This window comes from Acidovorax sp. CF316 (assembly GCF_000276605.1).
Classification (GTDB): Bacteria; Pseudomonadota; Gammaproteobacteria; order Burkholderiales; family Burkholderiaceae_C; genus Acidovorax.
In genome coordinates this window covers 1-14,434 of the sequence record NZ_AKJX01000013.1, presented here as the reverse complement: position 1 = coordinate 14,434, position 14,434 = coordinate 1, and the positions used below count along the sequence as shown (strand labels likewise).

Below are 14,434 nucleotides of genomic sequence, written 5' to 3'. Positions count from 1 at the left end.
GCGTATTTCCTGGTTTCCTGGCTGTCGTTGGTCGAACAGCCCTTGCTTGTATGGACAATTGCAAGGAAAGATCCCGATAAAAGTTGGAAATTTCCATGCATGTTGTTATTGTATGGATTTATGACGGATTTGTCTTGAGAAAAACAATACAAAGGAGCCATACAAAATGGAGAGCGCCCGCAAGCTCAAGAACCCCAACCGGGCATGGATCCGCCCCTTGACCGCGCAAGGAGGGGGCGCCCGCTACCAGCAGATCGTGCAGCAGATCGTCACCGCGGTGGACGACCTGGTGCTGCGCCCGGGCGACCGCCTGCCGCCGCAGCGGGAGCTGGCCACGGCACTGGGCGTGGACCTCACGACCGTGACCCGCGCCTACTCGGAGGTGCGGGCGCTGGGCCTGCTGGAGGCGCAGGGTGCGGGGGGCTCCTACATCAGGCGCAAGGCATCGGGCCCGGACACGACGACGGTCGACCTGGGCATGAACATCCCGCCGCTGCTGGACGGCCCCTTCTTTGCCCAGCTGATGCGTGCCGGGATCGCGCAGGCGCAGGAACGCATGGGCAGCGGCGACCTGATGGGCTACCACGTGGGGGCCGGCGCGCCGGCGGACCGGCAGGCGGCCGCAGCATGGCTGCAGCCCATGCTGGGGGCGGTGGACCCGGGGCGCATCGTCATCTGCCCAGGGGGCCAATCGGCCTTGTGTGCGCTGTTGCTCACCTGCTCGCACCCCGGCGACGGTGTGCTCACCGAAGGGTTGACCTACCCGGGTCTGCTGGCCGCGGCGCAGGCGGTGGATCGGGCTATCGTTGCGGTGGCGGCCGATGCCGAGGGCATGTCGCCTGATGCGCTGGAGGACGGCTGTGCCCGTGGCGGTGCGCGCGTCCTGTACCTCAACCCCACCATCCACAACCCGACCACGCGCACACTGTCGGCCGAGCGCCGCGCCGCATTGCATGCGGTGGCAAGCCGGCATGGGCTGGTCATCATCGAGGACGACCCGTACTGGCTCATCGCCGGCGATGCCCCGGCCCCGGTGGCGGCACACTCGGGCGGACGGCACAGCGCTCCCGTCTACTACATCTCCACCCTGTCCAAGTGCCTGGCGCCCGGCCTGCGGACGGCCTTCATCGCCCTGCCGCAGGGGGCGGCGATCACCCCGGTGCTGGATGCCCTGCGCTCCATCAGCCTCATGCCGGTGTCGTGGATGACAGCGGTGGCGACCCATGCCATCGAGAGCGGCATGGCGCACGACATGCTCAAGCGGGTGCGCCACGAGCTGGCGCAGCGGCAGCGCCTGGCGGGCCGCTTGCTGCCCCAGGGTGTGCAGTGCCACCCGCATGGCCTGCACCTGTGGCTGCAGCTGCCGCCACTGGCCGATTCGTACCGGCTGATCCAGACCGCGCAGCAGCGTGGCGTGGGCGTTGCCGATGCCGATGCCTTCCGGGCGGACGAGGCTGTGCACAGAGCCCTGCGCATCTCCCTCGGCGGGGCCATGGGCCAGGAGCAACTGCGCGGGGCGCTCGAAAAGCTCTCGGCCCTCCTGCAGGAGGAGCATCGCCCGGCCAGGGCAACGGGCATCGTGTAGGAAAACCGCGTCAATCCATACAAATGATGGTTTGTATGGAAATTGATGAACTGCTCAACGGCCCGGGGCTACATCCAGCGCCGCCGTGCGCTCCGCCACGAAATCCCGCAGCGCCCGTACCAGCGGCGTGAGCTGGCGGCGGCTGGGCACTACCAGGAACAGGGGCGTGGGCTCGGTCGACCAGCCCGGGCACAGGGCCTGCAGCCGGCCTGCGGCCAGATCGGCCGCGACGTCCAGCCCGGCCTTGTAGGCGATGCCTTTGCCCAGCAGGGCCCAGCGGCGCACGGCGTCGCCGTCGTTCGATACGTTGACGCTGCGCACGCGCACGGTTACCTCGGCGCCGCCGTCGCCCGGAGTGAAGCGCCAGCGGTCATGCACCTCGTCACCCAGCATGAAGCACAGGCAGTCGTGCCCCGTGAGCTCGTGCGGTGTGGCCGGCGCACCGTGCCGTGCGAGGTATGCGGGCGATGCGCACAGCACGCGGCGCACGCCGGGCGCCAGGGGCAGGGCGACCAGGCCCGAGTCGGGCGGCTTGCCATAGCGAAAGGCCGCATCCACCGGGTCGCTGTAGACATTGGCCACGCGGTCCGACAGCTGCAGGCGGATGTCCACTTGCGGGTGCTGCTCCTGGAACTCGTGCAGCCAGGGCAGCAGCACATTGCGCCCCAGGTCCGACGGGGCCGACAGCTGCAGCACGCCGCGCAGCGCCTGCCCGCCCGCGGCCAGTTGCTGGCCGGCCTGCTGCAGCGCGGCCAGCGCCGGGCGGCATTGCTCGAGGAACAGCTCGCCCTGCTGCGTGAGCCGCAGGCTGCGCGTGGAGCGCACGAAGAGCGGCACGCCCAGCTCGGCCTCCAGGCGCTTCAGGGCCGCGCTGGTGGCGGCGGGCGTGAGGTCCAGCGCGCGGGCCGTGGCCGACAGGCTGCCGTTGTCGGCCGTGCGCACAAAGATGTCCAGGTCTTGCAGAGCTTTCATGGCTCCCCCCTGAGTCGCTTCGCGCCTTCCCCCCAGGGGGACGCCCCCAGCGCGGCGGGGCGGCCCTTGCGCGGGGGCACTGGGGTTTGGCGCGTCGGTTTCATAGGGATTGGGAATTGGAGTACGGGTGAATGCGTGATCTTCAATATTTTATTGAAAGTGGCTTCAATGCATGGGTGGTTTTTCAATCAACACGAAATGAAGACCATAGCGGCATGCAAACGGCAAACCGCCGATCCCACCTGGAGCCACCCGCATGACCACCACTTCTTCGTCCCCCCTGTTCCGCCCCCTGCAGCTGGGCCCGCTGGCCCTGCCCAGCCGCATCGTGATGGCGCCCATGACGCGCGCCCGCAGCAGCCAGCCGGGCGACGTGCCCAACGCGCTGATGGCGCAGTACTATGCCCAGCGCGCCAGCGCCGGCCTGATCGTGAGCGAGGCCACGCAGATCTCGCGCCAGGGCCAGGGCTACAGCTTCACGCCCGGCATCTACAGCGATGCGCAGGTGGACGGCTGGCGCCGCGTGACCGATGCCGTGCATGCCGAAGGCGGGCGCATGGTGCTGCAGCTGTGGCATGTGGGCCGCATGTCGCACGCCAGCTTCCATGCCGACGGGCTGCCCGTGGCGCCCTCGGCCATTGCGCCGCAGGCCCAGGTGTGGGTGGCGGGCGATGACGGCGTGGGCCGCATGGTCGACAGCCCCGTGCCGCGCGCGCTGAGCGTGCAGGACATCCAGGGCGTGGTCGGCGATTTCCGCCGCGCCGCGGCCAACGCCATGCGCGCTGGTTTCGATGGCGTGGAGATCCACGGCGCCAATGGCTACCTGGTGGACCAGTTCCTGCGCACCACCTCGAACCAGCGCACCGATGCCTACACCGGCGCCACGCTGGAAGGGCGCACGCGCTTTGCGCTGGAGGTGGCCGCCGCCGTGGCCAGCGAAGCCGGCGCTGAGCGCACGGGCATGCGGCTGGCGCCCTTCATCACCCAGCGTGGCATGGACTGCCCCGAGATCATTCCCACCATCCTGCATCTGGCGCGCCAGCTCGACGCCACGGGCCTGGCCTACCTGCACCTGGTGGAGGCCGACTGGGCCGATGCGCCGCAGATCCCCGACACCTTCCGCACCGCGCTGCGCCAGGCCTACCAGGGCCGCGTGATCGTGGCCGGCGGGTACGACGCCGCGCGCGCCAGCCAGGTGCTCAGCGATGGCTTTGCCGACCTGGTGGCCTTTGGCCGCCCCTTCATCGCCAACCCCGATCTGCCGCGCCGGCTCGCGGATGGCCTGCCGCTGGCTGCCTTCGATGCCAAGGCGCTGTTCGGCGGTGCTGCGCAAGGCTACAGCGACTACGCACCGTACGAGGCGGCCGCCGAGGCCATGGCCTGAACCCCCCTTGAAGTCGATTTTGTTGTTTACTCTTCCTTGAAAGGACCCTCTCCATGAAAGCCGTTGGATACCAGAAGCCCCAGCCCATCGCCAATGCCGAGTCGCTGCTCGACATCACCCTGCCCGAACCCGTGGCCACGGGCCATGACCTGCTGGTGGAGGTCAAGGCCATCTCCGTGAACCCGGTGGACACCAAGGTGCGCAGCAGCGGCGCCCCGGCCGAAGGCCAGCCCTGGAAGGTGCTCGGCTGGGACGCCAGCGGCATCGTGAAGGCGGTAGGCCCGGATGTGACGCTCTTTAAGCCAGGTGACCGCGTGTGGTACGCCGGCTCCATCGCCCGCCCCGGCACCAATGCCGAGCTGCATCTGGTGGACGAGCGCATCGTGGGCCATGCGCCCAAGACGCTGGACTTCGCCCAGGCCGCCGCGCTGCCGCTCACCGCCATCACCGCGTGGGAGATGCTGTTCGACCGCCTGGGGGTGCAGCCCGGCAAGAAGCCCGAAGGCAAGTCGCTGCTGATCATTGGCGCATCGGGTGGTGTCGGCTCCATCCTCACGCAACTGGCCTCGCGCCTGACCAGCCTCACGGTGATCGGCACCGCATCGCGCCCCGAAACCCAGGCCTGGGTGAAGGAGCTGGGCGCCCACCACGTCATCGACCACAGCCAGCCGCTGGCACAGGAGCTCAAGGCCATCGGCTTCCCCACGGTGGACTACATCGTCAGCCTGACGCAGACCGACGCCCACCTGGCGCAGATCGTCGAGGCCATTGCCCCGCAAGGAAAGTTCGGCCTCATCGACGACCCCAAGGCGCTGGACGTGATGCCCTTCAAGCGCAAGTCCGTCTCCATCCACTGGGAGCTGATGTTCACCCGCTCGCTGTTCGGCACCGCCGACATGGTCGGCCAGCACCACCTGCTCAACGAGGTGGCCACCCTGGTCGACGCCGGCCTGGTGCGCACCACCCTGGCCGAGCGCTTTGGCAGCATCAATGCCGACAACCTGAAGAAGGCGCATGCGCTGCTCGAATCGGGCAAGGCGCGTGGCAAGGTGGTGCTGGAAGGGTGGGCGTGATGGCGGCGCAACCACAGCCAACCCCACCCCTCGTCAGCCTGGCTGTTCTGCACGCCAAGGCGAATCAGCACGACCCACTGCGCGCAGCCCTGAAGGCCATGGTGCCGCTGACCCGCCAGGAGCCCGGCTGCCTCGACTACACCCTGTTCGAGCAGGCCGATGCACCGGGTACTTTCTACATGCGCGAATCGTTCACCGACCGGGCGGCACTGGACGCACACATCGCCACGCCGTATTTCCAGGCGTTTGCGAAACGCTTCGATGAGCTGCTGGAGCGCCCGCTGCAGCTGATCTTTCTGGCCGAGGTGGCCTGAGCGCTGCGGTTGACCTGGGTTGGATTGCGCCGTACGGGGAGGGGCCTGGCGCAACCTCACAAAGGGCTGGTACCCTTCGCACTCTTTTTATAGGCAGGCAATCACCCATAGGGGTGGCTGACCTGCCATTCACAGGGAGTGAATACCATGGCCACCAGCAAGCCAGAGACGAAGCCGCCTGCGCGCAAGGCAACTGCAAAGGCAGCCGCAGCGGCGAAGTCTTCGCCTTCCACAACGACCAAAGCGCCCACCAAGGCGCCCGTGAAGAAGGCCCCATCCCCCACGAAGAGCAAGACGGCGGCCTTGGCCAAGCCGGCACCCGCAGCCACCCGCAGCGTGGCTGCCCCGGCCAGGACGCCGGCTGCCGTGGCCAAGAAGGCCGCCGTGCCTGCCAAAAAGCGGCCCGCCGCCGCCCCGGCGGCCAAGCCCGTGCTGCTGTCCGGCGACAACCCCCAGATCGCCAAGGCCGACGGCGACGCGCCCGTGCAGGCCTACATCGCCGCCATCCCCGACGACTGGCGCCGCGGCCTGTGCGCCCGGCTCGACGCACTGGTCGAGGCCAACGTGCCCCAGGTCACCAAGGCCGTGCGCTGGAACTCACCCTTCTACGGCATCGCGGGGCAGGGCTGGTTCCTGGGCTACCACGTGTTCGCCAAGTTCATCAAGGTGAGCTTCTTCAAGGGCGCATCGCTGAACCCCGCGCCCGAAGGCGGCTCGGGCGAGGATGCGCGCTGGATCAACGTGCACGAAGGCGGGCTGGACGAGGCGCAGATGGTGGCGTGGATCCGGCAGGCTGCGGCGCTGCCTGGGTGGGGCAAGAACTGATGTCGGTGCAGCCTGGGCGCTGCAGTGGCGCGAAGGGTCCCTGCGTCGGTGCGCCATGGCGCGCATGGCATGGCTTGTCGCCGGAGTCCGCCCTAGGGTTAGCGAGCTTTTTGCCCTCGTGGTACGCCCCTCATTCCCCGGCCGAAAACCGGTCGAAGCGCAGCAGTGCCGCCACCACCAGCAGCGCCCCCGCCACGCCTGCCAGCGGATGCAGCACAAAGGCCACTACCGGTACCAGCAGCATCAGCTGCCGCAGGCCCCAGCTGTAGAGCAGGCCGGCCTTGCGCACGTAGGCGGCGCCAGCGGCGGCCCAGCGCTGGCGCTGGGGCGCGCCCACGGGCATGCCGCCGATGAAGCCCGCATGGTTGTAGTAGCGCACGGCCATCACCGATGCGACGAGCGAGGCGAACAACAGGCACAGCAGCACCAGCTCCATCGCCAGCCGGGGCGTGACATGCGGCCAGGCGGCCGTGCCCGTGACAGCCACGCCCAGCGTGGAATGCAGCGTGGGGGCGGTGAGCGACAGCGCGCCCATGAGGCCCAGCACCGCAGAGGACGCTGTCATGGTGGCCGACATCAGCGAGTTGCGCAGCGTCTGCACGGCCAGGATTTCGGAGCCTGGCTGCGCCGAGATGGCGGCAAACCAGTCTTCGCGCAACGAGGCGTGGGCCGTGCGTGCCAGCCGCCCGGGGGTGCGCCGCTGCGCCACGGCCAGCCAGGCCTCGTACGCTGCAATGGTGCCCAGGGTGGCGATGGCGGCAAGCCAGGGGCTGGTGATCATAGCGTTCACGCCCGCTCAAGCCGCCTGGGGTGCGTTGCGCGCCCGTTTGCGCCCCTCCAGCCATTCGAAGACGCCCATGCCCGCCAGCATGGCCAGCACGAACACCATGGCTTTGGGCTCGCCTGCGCCCAGCGACACGATGGCCGGCCCGGGGCAAAAGCCCGCGATGCCCCAGCCCACACCGAACACCAGGCTGCCCAGCACCAGGCGCCGGTCGATGTGGCGCGCAGTGGGCAGTTGCATGGGGCCGCCCAGCACACTGGTGCTGCGCTTGCGGGCCAAAGCGAAGGCGAATACGCCGACCACGATGGCGCCACCCATCACGAAGGCGAGCGAGGGGTCCCACAGGCCGGCCAGGTCGAGAAAGCCGAGTACCTTGCCCGGGTCGGTCATGCCCGAGATGATGAGGCCCAGTCCAAAGACCAGGCCGATGCCGAATTCGGAAATGCGTTGGAGCTTCATGGTTCGGTCCTTCTGTGATCAGGCCAGTGCGTGGCGGATGAGGTAGACGGTGGCAAAGCCTGCCGCCATGAAGGCCAGCGTGGCCACCAGTGAGCGCGGCGACAGGCGCGAGATGCCGCACACGCCGTGGCCGCTGGTGCAGCCCGAGCCATAGCGCGTGCCCACGCCCACCAGCAGCCCGGCCAGCACCACCATGCCCCAGCTGGCGTCGATGCGCACCTCCGTCATGCCCACTGCCAGCCGGTAGAGCAGGGGCGCGGCCAGCAGGCCCAGCACAAAGGCCACGCGCCACGCAGCATCCTTGCTGCGTGGGTGCAGCAGCCCGCCCAGGATGCCGCTGATGCCCAGGATGCGGCCATGCAGCAGCACGAAGGCGGCAGCCGCCAGGCCCAGAACCAGGCCGCCCGCGAGGGCCGCCCAGGGGGTGAAATGGTTCCAGTCAATCTGCATGGGGTGCCTCCTTGGGTGCGCAGAATTGTTCGAACAGGGTCTGCATGACGGCCAGCGCCTGGGGGCTGGCGATCTGGTAATGGATGTGCTTGCCGTCGCGGCGGGTGGTCACCAGACCTTCGTCGCGCAGCACACCCAGTTGCTGCGACAGCGTGGGCTGGGCGATGCCCACCAACGCCTCCAGCTCGCCCACGCGCTTTTCTCCCTCGGTGAGCTGGCATAGCAGCAGCAGCCGGTCGGGGTTGGACAGTGCCTTCATCAGCCGGCAAGCGCTGTCGGCCGAGCGGCGCAGGCTTTCCAGGTCCATGGGGGGGATGGTTTGGGCCTGCATGGGGGCTCCATTGGTTGCGGGTTGCGGGTCGTTGGATCAATGTCCTGGCCGATAGTTTATTGACAAACAAAATATCCGTCAATAAACTATAAATATCTTAATTGATGGCGCAAGGATACCCCCATGCAACCGCAAGACCCCGCGCAACCCCAGGTTCAGGCCTTCTTCGATCCCGCCACCTGGACCGTGACCTACGTGGTCTTCGACCACCCGGGCGGGCATTGCGCCATCGTCGACCCGGTGCTCGACTACGACCCCAAGGCCGGCCGCACCCGCACCGCATCGGCCGGCAAGGTGGTCGACTTCGTGCGCGCGCAGCGCCTCACGGTGCAGTGGATTCTGGAAACCCATGCCCATGCCGACCACCTCACGGCCGCGCACCACCTGCGCGAGGTGCTGGGCGGGCAGATCGCCATTGGCGCCGCCATCACCCAGGTGCAGGAGGTGTTCAAGGGCATCTTCCACCTGGAGCCGGGCTTTCATGCCGACGGTGCGCAGTTCGACCACCTGTTCGCCGATGGGAAGGCGTTCCGCATCGGCAGCCTGCAGGCGCAGGCCCTGGCGGTGCCGGGCCACACCCCGGCCTGCATGGCCTACCAGGTGGGCGATGCCGTGTTCGTGGGCGACACCCTGTTCATGCCCGACGTGGGCACGGCGCGCTGCGACTTCCCGGGCGGCAATGCGCACATGCTGTACCAGTCCATCCGCCGGCTGCTGGCCCTGCCGCCCGAGACGCGCCTGTTCATGTGCCACGACTACCCGCCCGCCGGCCGCGAGCCCGCCTGGCAGACCACGGTGGCCGCGCAGCGCGCGCACAACATCCACGTGCACGACGGCGTGGGCGAGGATGAATTCGCCGCCATGCGCATGCGCCGCGACGCCACGCTGGAGATGCCGGTGCTGATCCTGCCCTCGGTGCAGGTCAACATCCGCGCTGGCGACCTGCCGCCCAAGGACGACAACGGCGTGGCTTACCTGCGCATACCGCTCAATGCCTTGTAGATTGAGATGCCGATGCTGCAGCCGGCTTTGATGGGATGGCCTTCAGTATCGTGCCCTCGGAAAAGGGCGGCCGCCAGCCTTGTTTGGAATGCGGGGCATGACCCGGAGTTGATGAAGATCAAGGGTGATTGAGCGAGGCCGTATACCGTGGCTGTACCTGGTCAATTCCTGAAGGGTACCCATGCAAAACATGAAGTCAATTCTGCTGCACGTTGATAGCTCCGCAAAGGCCGGCGAGCGCATCGGAGTGGCGAGACATCTGGCCGAAAAGTTCGATGCATCTGTGATCGCACAGCCATGCATGCTTTCCGCCGTGATGCTGTATCCATACGCTCTCGGGGGCGCTACTGCAGTCCTCAAGCATGCACATGAATCCGACGATGACTGCTTGCGTAAAGCGCGCAGGCTATTCGATGAGTTTGGTCAAAATTCAGCCAGAATGCGCTGGGCGAAACCTTTGCCCGAAGGACCATGGGGTTTTGCCAGGAGGGCACTCTATGCCGACCTTTTGGTCATGGGGCAGCGTGAAGAAGATGATCCTGCGGCTGGCCTGCTGCCCTCGGATTTTCTGCCAAGTGTCCTGGTTGAGTCGGGACGGCCTGCATTGATCTTGCCTCGGGTGGGACGCGTCGACTCTGTGGGAGATTCCGTGGTGGTTGCCTGGAAGGAAACGCCGCAAGCCTCTCGCGCACTTGCCGCCTCCCTGCCTTGGTTACAGCACGCCAAGCACGTGCTGGTCGTTAGCGGCAGCGCATCGGAGCCAACCAGGAATCCGTTCTTGGCCGGCTATCTTCAAGCCCATGGCATCAAAGCGAATTACCGTGACATCCAAGGTGGCGATGGCGAAGTTGGTGAAAGCATTCTCTCTTCGTGTGCTGACGTGGGTGCAGACCTTCTCGTCATGGGGTGTTATGGACATAGTCGATCTCGCGAATGGATCATGGGGGGCGCGACCAGATCCGTATTGAACGCGATGACATTGCCCGTATTGATGGCCCACTGATACCTTGTCGGCACCACAGTTGGGTCGCCGGCCTTCCAAGCGATGGAGTGCCCCAAGAAGCGAATTTGCTTGGACCGTGTCAGCCTGCCGGCTCACAGCTCTTTCATTGATGGTTGAAGGGCCGCATGCGCAATGGCCTGCTTGTCAGCGGGCGTCTGCCGCATGAGGAGAATCGCCTGGTGCGGACGCTCTATTCGTCGCCGCGAACGACGAGGACAGGGACCGGGGCCGTCCGCATGATCTGCTCGGCACCGCTTCCCAGCAGAACCCTTCCCAGGCCCTTGCGGCCGTGGGTCCCCAAAACAATCAGGTCTGCCCTCCATTCACGGGCCTGGATGGCTACTGTCTCGCCGAGCCGGACCCCGGGAATCTCGGCCAAGATGGAGTCTGCGTCTATCCCGGCAGAACCGGCGATGGCCATCGCATCCGCCAGTAGCTTGTGCGCGTGGGCCCGCGCAATCGGAATCAGGTCGATGCTGTAGTCATAGCCGGATATCAATGCGAGGTCATCGATTGCGTGCATGAGTCGCACTACAGCACCGCATTCCCGCGCCAATCCAAGTGCGGTGACGAGTGCCTTATTGGAGGTCTGGCTTCCATCGACGGGAACGAGTATGCGCTTGAACATGGGGTCTTCCTTGGGGTGAGAGCCCCATCATGGATGGACCACTGCGCGCATCCATTGACCTCGGTCATCCTTGGCGGATACAGCTGGTTGTTTTTCCATCGGGGTGCTCGGTGTCGCTGGGGCAGGGGAGCCGCGCGGCGGCGATGCGCTGTTTCTTGATCCGTATCAAGTCCCTCCGGCGCGTGGCTCGCGAAGATGATTGATATCCTGCACGCGCGGCCCCTGGCCTTGAAGGATGTGTGCTGTTGCGCGTTTCATGGCAATCAAGAAAGGTGTCCGATGGATTCCAGTGCCAGCAGCCAGGCAGCGGTGCTCCCGGCCCTTGGTCTGGCCGTGGCGCTGGGTGTCGGCCTGCTCATCGGCACCGAGCGCGAACGGCGCAAGGGGCAAGGCGACGACCGCGACGTGGCGGGTGTGCGCAGCTTTGCCGTTGCGGCGGTCTGCGGGGCGTTGGCGCAAAGCCTGCCGGTGCCGGGCCTGGTGGTGGTGGGCGCGCTGCTTGTCGCCGTGTTGGTGGCGATTGCCTACTTCAAAAGCCGTACCAAAGACCCGGGTGTGACCACGGAGATGGCCCTGTTCGCGACCTATCTTATCGGTGTGCAAGCTGCCATCGCGCCGGCGCTGGGCGCCGCCTGTGGGGCGGGTCTGGCTGCGCTGCTGGCGGCGCGCAGCCACCTGCACCGGTTCGCGACCGAGCTGCTCAGCGAGCAGGAGTTGCATGACGGATTGCTCCTGGTTGCCCTGGCGCTGATCCTCTTGCCGCTGGTTCCAACTCGTCCGATGGACATCCTGGGCGGCATCAATCCCCGCCCGCTGGCCGCAATGGTGCTGCTGATCCTGGCGATGCAGGCTGGCGGCCAGGTCGCGCTGCGCAGGCTGGGGCCGCGCGGCGGGCCGCTGCTGGCAGGCCTCGTGTCGGGCTTTGTCTCCAGCACGGCGTGCATTGCGTCGCTGGGCAGCCGGGCCCGTACCCAGCCACAGCAGTTGTCGGTCCTGGCAGGGAGCGGCGCGGTCTCGGCGTCCGCCACCTGGCTGCAGGCGTTGATGCTGTCGGCGGCGCTCTCGCCCGGTGCCGCGTGGGCGCTGCTGCCCAGCGCGTTTGCCGGGGCGGTGGGGGCGGCTGCCTTCGGCGCAGCGCTTGTCCGCCATGCCGCGGTGACCCCTCCCGAGGCGCTGCCGGACCGCAAGGGCTCGGCCTTGCGCCCCCGCGAGGCCATTCTGGTCGCGCTGGTACTTGCCGGGGTGACCTTGCTGGTGGGAAACGCCCAGCGCCATCTGGGCGACACGGCCGGCAGCATCGGCGTGGCGCTGGCGGCGCTGCTCGATCCCCACGCCTCCATCGCCGCGCTGGCCGCGCTGCATGCCGCCGGCCGTGTGTCAGCCGATCACTGGATCGCAGGCGTGCTGGTGGCCATCGCTGCCAACACGTTGACGCGTTGCGTGGTGGCCGCCGTAGCGGGTGGCAAATGGTTCGCCGCACGCATCGCGGGGGCCCTGGCGTGCAGCCTGGCCCTCGCATCGCTCACGGCGTGGTGGACCGTGTTGGGGTGATTCAATGTTCAACCTGCCAGTCCCTCGATGGCGCCTGGTCAATCGAAGGTGATCCACGCCACGAACATCCGTACCACCAGCCATAGTGCGGCCGCCGCGCACACCAGGCCCAGTGCGCCAATGATCCATAGACGGGGAGTCATGGTGTGGCCCATCATGGCTTTTGGCGCTTGAAGGTGCTGAAGTCGATCAGGGAGTAGATCGGGCAGGTTCCCATGACGCCTGTGACAAGCAGCACGAAACCGATGTAACCCCAGGGGCCAATGGCTCCCATGGCCGCCAGGCTGATCAGCAGCACACCCGCAGCCAGCCTCGTGGCCCGGTCCCAAACCCCGACATTGCTTTGAAGAAATGGCATGGCAACTCCTTGATGGACATGGCCCATGGTGCGCGTCCTGGCCCCGTTCCCATTGAGGCAGATCAATCACGGGAGCAATCCAGGGCCCGTCTTCCATTGACCCAGGTCAATGGTGTCGAGGGCCAACGGGCCTAAGGTGTGGGCACGGCAGGGCTTGGGCGTGCGTCGTCCAAAGCCGCGGACCACCACGCAGAGCGGAGACGAGCATGCGCATCGACTTTCTGGGCGGAACCGGAACCGTCACCGGTTCGAAATACCTGCTGACCCACCATGGGCGCCGGCTGTTGGTCGACTGCGGTCTTTTCCAGGGGCTCAAGCAACTGAGGCTTCACAACTGGGATCCGTTGCCGGTGGACGCTGCCAGCATCGATGCCGTTTTGCTCACCCATGCGCACCTGGACCACAGTGGCTATGTGCCGCGGTTGGTGAAATCAGGATTTCGCGGAAAGGTGTATTGCACAGCGGCCACGCGCGAGCTTTGCCGATTGCTGCTGCCCGATTCGGGTTGGCTGCAGGAAGAGGACGCAGAGTATGCCAATCGCCATGGTCACTCCAGGCACAAGCCTTCGCTGCCGCTGTATACCCAGGAGGACGCCCGTGCTGCACTCGAGGCGTTTGAGGAGATCCCCTTCGGTAACGAATGCTCGCCCTGGAACGGCTGGTCCTGGCGGCTGCAGCGTGCGGGTCACATCCTCGGGGCCGCCAGCGCGCGCATCGCCTGGGAAGGAGGGAGTCTGCTGTTTTCGGGCGATGTGGGGCGAAGCGATGACCTCCTCATGCGGCCGCCGCAAACCGTCGAAAAGGCAGACTACGTGGTGGTCGAGTCCACCTACGGCAACCGCCAGCATCCCGATGAGGATGGGCTCGTCGAGCTCGCCTGCGTCATCAACCGCACGGCAGCCCGGGGTGGCATCGTTGTCGCACCCGCATTTGCCGTGGGTCGGGCGCAGACCTTGATCCATGCCATCCAGTTGCTCAAGGCAGCGCGGCGCATTCCGGACCTTCCGGTCTACCTCAACAGCCCGATGGCAGCGGACGTCACCGGCCTGTACAAGAACCACTCGGACGAACATCGGTTGGGGGCAATCGAGTGCGAGGCGATGAGCGTGCAGACGACCATCGTCAACACGGTAGAGGAGTCACGCCGGCTCAACAGCCTGAGCTATCCCTCCATCATCGTTTCCGCCAGCGGCATGGCCACCGGCGGCAGGGTGCTGCACCACCTGAAAGCCTATGCACCAGACCGAAAGAACTCGATCCTTTTTGCGGGTTTCCAGGCCGCGGGGACCCGGGGCCAGGCCCTGGTAGACGGCGCAGACGCCATCAAGATCCATGGTGCGTACGTGAAGGTACGGGCGGAGGTTGCCAACCTGCAACAGTTTTCTGCGCACGCGGACCGCCGCCAACTGCTCGACTGGCTTGGTGTGCAGCATTCACCGCGCCGCGTCTTTGTGACCCACGGAGAGCCTGTGGCTGCTGATGCGATGCGCTTGGCCATCGAGGAGACCTACGGCTGGAATTGCACCGTACCCGAGTACCGGCAGTCGTTCGAGCTTTGACTGGTCAAGATCGGATGCAGCCCCACGGGCATGCCAATATTTCAGATCCTCTGGGTGCTGGATGGGCGGCGCGGCAGGCCACGGTCTTCGTCCGTTTCAGCGAGCGGGCAAGGGGAGGCCCGACCAGAGCTCATGGAGGTCCGGAAACTTCCATTG

At 66.6% G+C, this 14,434-nt stretch carries 16 protein-coding genes; 9 read left to right on the top strand and 7 right to left on the bottom strand.

The window, feature by feature from the left end; translation table 11 throughout:
* Nucleotides 1-166 precede the first annotated feature (166 nt).
* Nucleotides 167-1,585 (top strand): PLP-dependent aminotransferase family protein, encoded by a 1,419-nt coding sequence (locus PMI14_RS01555; protein ID WP_007848591.1) that lies wholly within the window; start codon nt 167-169, stop codon nt 1,583-1,585.
* Nucleotides 1,586-1,639: 54 nt separating this feature from the next.
* Here the strand turns inward: PMI14_RS01555 and PMI14_RS01550 are convergent, their stop codons facing one another.
* Entirely contained in the window at nt 1,640-2,557 is a 918-nt protein-coding gene (locus PMI14_RS01550; RefSeq protein ID WP_007848589.1) for a LysR family transcriptional regulator, read from the bottom strand.
* Between the two features lie 256 nt (nt 2,558-2,813).
* Between PMI14_RS01550 and PMI14_RS01545 the strand changes: the two genes are divergently transcribed.
* The 4 genes from PMI14_RS01545 to PMI14_RS01525 all read left to right on the top strand — a co-directional run bounded on the left by PMI14_RS01545 (nt 2,814) and on the right by PMI14_RS01525 (nt 6,153).
* Entirely contained in the window at nt 2,814-3,941 is a 1,128-nt protein-coding gene (locus tag PMI14_RS01545; protein WP_007848587.1) for an alkene reductase, read from the top strand.
* A 53-nt stretch (nt 3,942-3,994) separates the two neighbouring features.
* Nucleotides 3,995-5,014 carry a zinc-binding alcohol dehydrogenase family protein gene (locus PMI14_RS01540; protein WP_007848585.1) on the top strand — a complete coding sequence of 340 codons (1,020 nt, stop codon included), beginning with the start codon at nt 3,995-3,997 and terminating at the stop codon, nt 5,012-5,014.
* Nucleotides 5,014-5,328: a putative quinol monooxygenase gene (locus PMI14_RS01535; protein ID WP_035201988.1), complete on the top strand. Its 315-nt coding sequence runs from the start codon at nt 5,014-5,016 to the stop codon at nt 5,326-5,328. The genes PMI14_RS01540 and PMI14_RS01535 overlap by 1 nt, the downstream gene beginning before the upstream one ends.
* A gap of 261 nt (nt 5,329-5,589) precedes the next feature.
* Complete coding sequence (locus tag PMI14_RS01525) at nt 5,590-6,153, top strand: DUF1801 domain-containing protein (RefSeq protein ID WP_369751420.1); 564 nt, start codon at nt 5,590-5,592, stop codon at nt 6,151-6,153.
* Between the two features lie 130 nt (nt 6,154-6,283).
* Here PMI14_RS01525 and PMI14_RS01520 read toward each other — a convergent pair whose 3' ends face one another.
* Genes PMI14_RS01520 through PMI14_RS01505 form a run of 4 tightly spaced genes read right to left on the bottom strand, consistent with a single transcriptional unit; the run spans nt 6,284 to nt 8,177 of the window.
* Nucleotides 6,284-6,934, bottom strand: a complete 651-nt coding sequence (locus PMI14_RS01520) for a DUF599 domain-containing protein (RefSeq protein ID WP_007848579.1) — start codon at nt 6,932-6,934, stop codon at nt 6,284-6,286.
* Nucleotides 6,935-6,949: 15 nt separating this feature from the next.
* Complete coding sequence (locus tag PMI14_RS01515) at nt 6,950-7,396, bottom strand: YeeE/YedE family protein (RefSeq protein WP_007848576.1); 447 nt, start codon at nt 7,394-7,396, stop codon at nt 6,950-6,952.
* A gap of 18 nt (nt 7,397-7,414) precedes the next feature.
* Nucleotides 7,415-7,846, bottom strand: coding sequence for a YeeE/YedE family protein (locus PMI14_RS01510; RefSeq protein WP_007848570.1), 432 nt, complete (start codon nt 7,844-7,846; stop codon nt 7,415-7,417).
* Complete coding sequence (locus PMI14_RS01505) at nt 7,836-8,177, bottom strand: helix-turn-helix transcriptional regulator (RefSeq protein WP_007848567.1); 342 nt, start codon at nt 8,175-8,177, stop codon at nt 7,836-7,838. Before PMI14_RS01505 ends, PMI14_RS01510 begins: the two co-directional genes overlap by 11 nt.
* A gap of 123 nt (nt 8,178-8,300) precedes the next feature.
* Here PMI14_RS01505 and PMI14_RS01500 point away from each other — a divergent pair, with 123 nt between their 5' ends.
* Together PMI14_RS01500 and PMI14_RS33945 are read left to right on the top strand one after the other, a co-directional pair.
* Nucleotides 8,301-9,179, top strand: a complete 879-nt coding sequence (locus PMI14_RS01500) for an MBL fold metallo-hydrolase (RefSeq protein WP_007848565.1) — start codon at nt 8,301-8,303, stop codon at nt 9,177-9,179.
* A 181-nt stretch (nt 9,180-9,360) separates the two neighbouring features.
* Nucleotides 9,361-10,182, top strand: a complete 822-nt coding sequence (locus tag PMI14_RS33945; RefSeq protein WP_007848563.1) for a universal stress protein — start codon at nt 9,361-9,363, stop codon at nt 10,180-10,182.
* A gap of 190 nt (nt 10,183-10,372) precedes the next feature.
* Here the strand turns inward: PMI14_RS33945 and PMI14_RS01490 are convergent, their stop codons facing one another.
* A complete protein-coding gene (locus PMI14_RS01490) occupies nt 10,373-10,810 on the bottom strand; it encodes a universal stress protein (RefSeq protein ID WP_007848561.1) in 438 nt (145 codons plus the stop codon).
* A 279-nt stretch (nt 10,811-11,089) separates the two neighbouring features.
* Between PMI14_RS01490 and PMI14_RS01485 the strand changes: the two genes are divergently transcribed.
* Complete coding sequence (locus tag PMI14_RS01485; protein WP_007848557.1) at nt 11,090-12,361, top strand: MgtC/SapB family protein; 1,272 nt, start codon at nt 11,090-11,092, stop codon at nt 12,359-12,361.
* A gap of 154 nt (nt 12,362-12,515) precedes the next feature.
* Here PMI14_RS01485 and PMI14_RS01480 read toward each other — a convergent pair whose 3' ends face one another.
* Nucleotides 12,516-12,719 (bottom strand): DUF2892 domain-containing protein, encoded by a 204-nt coding sequence (locus PMI14_RS01480; RefSeq protein WP_007848550.1) that lies wholly within the window; start codon nt 12,717-12,719, stop codon nt 12,516-12,518.
* A gap of 206 nt (nt 12,720-12,925) precedes the next feature.
* On the opposite strand from PMI14_RS01480, the gene PMI14_RS01475 reads away from it, so the two are divergent.
* Nucleotides 12,926-14,278 carry an MBL fold metallo-hydrolase RNA specificity domain-containing protein gene (locus PMI14_RS01475; RefSeq protein ID WP_007848548.1) on the top strand — a complete coding sequence of 451 codons (1,353 nt, stop codon included), beginning with the start codon at nt 12,926-12,928 and terminating at the stop codon, nt 14,276-14,278.
* Nucleotides 14,279-14,434 lie beyond the last annotated feature (156 nt).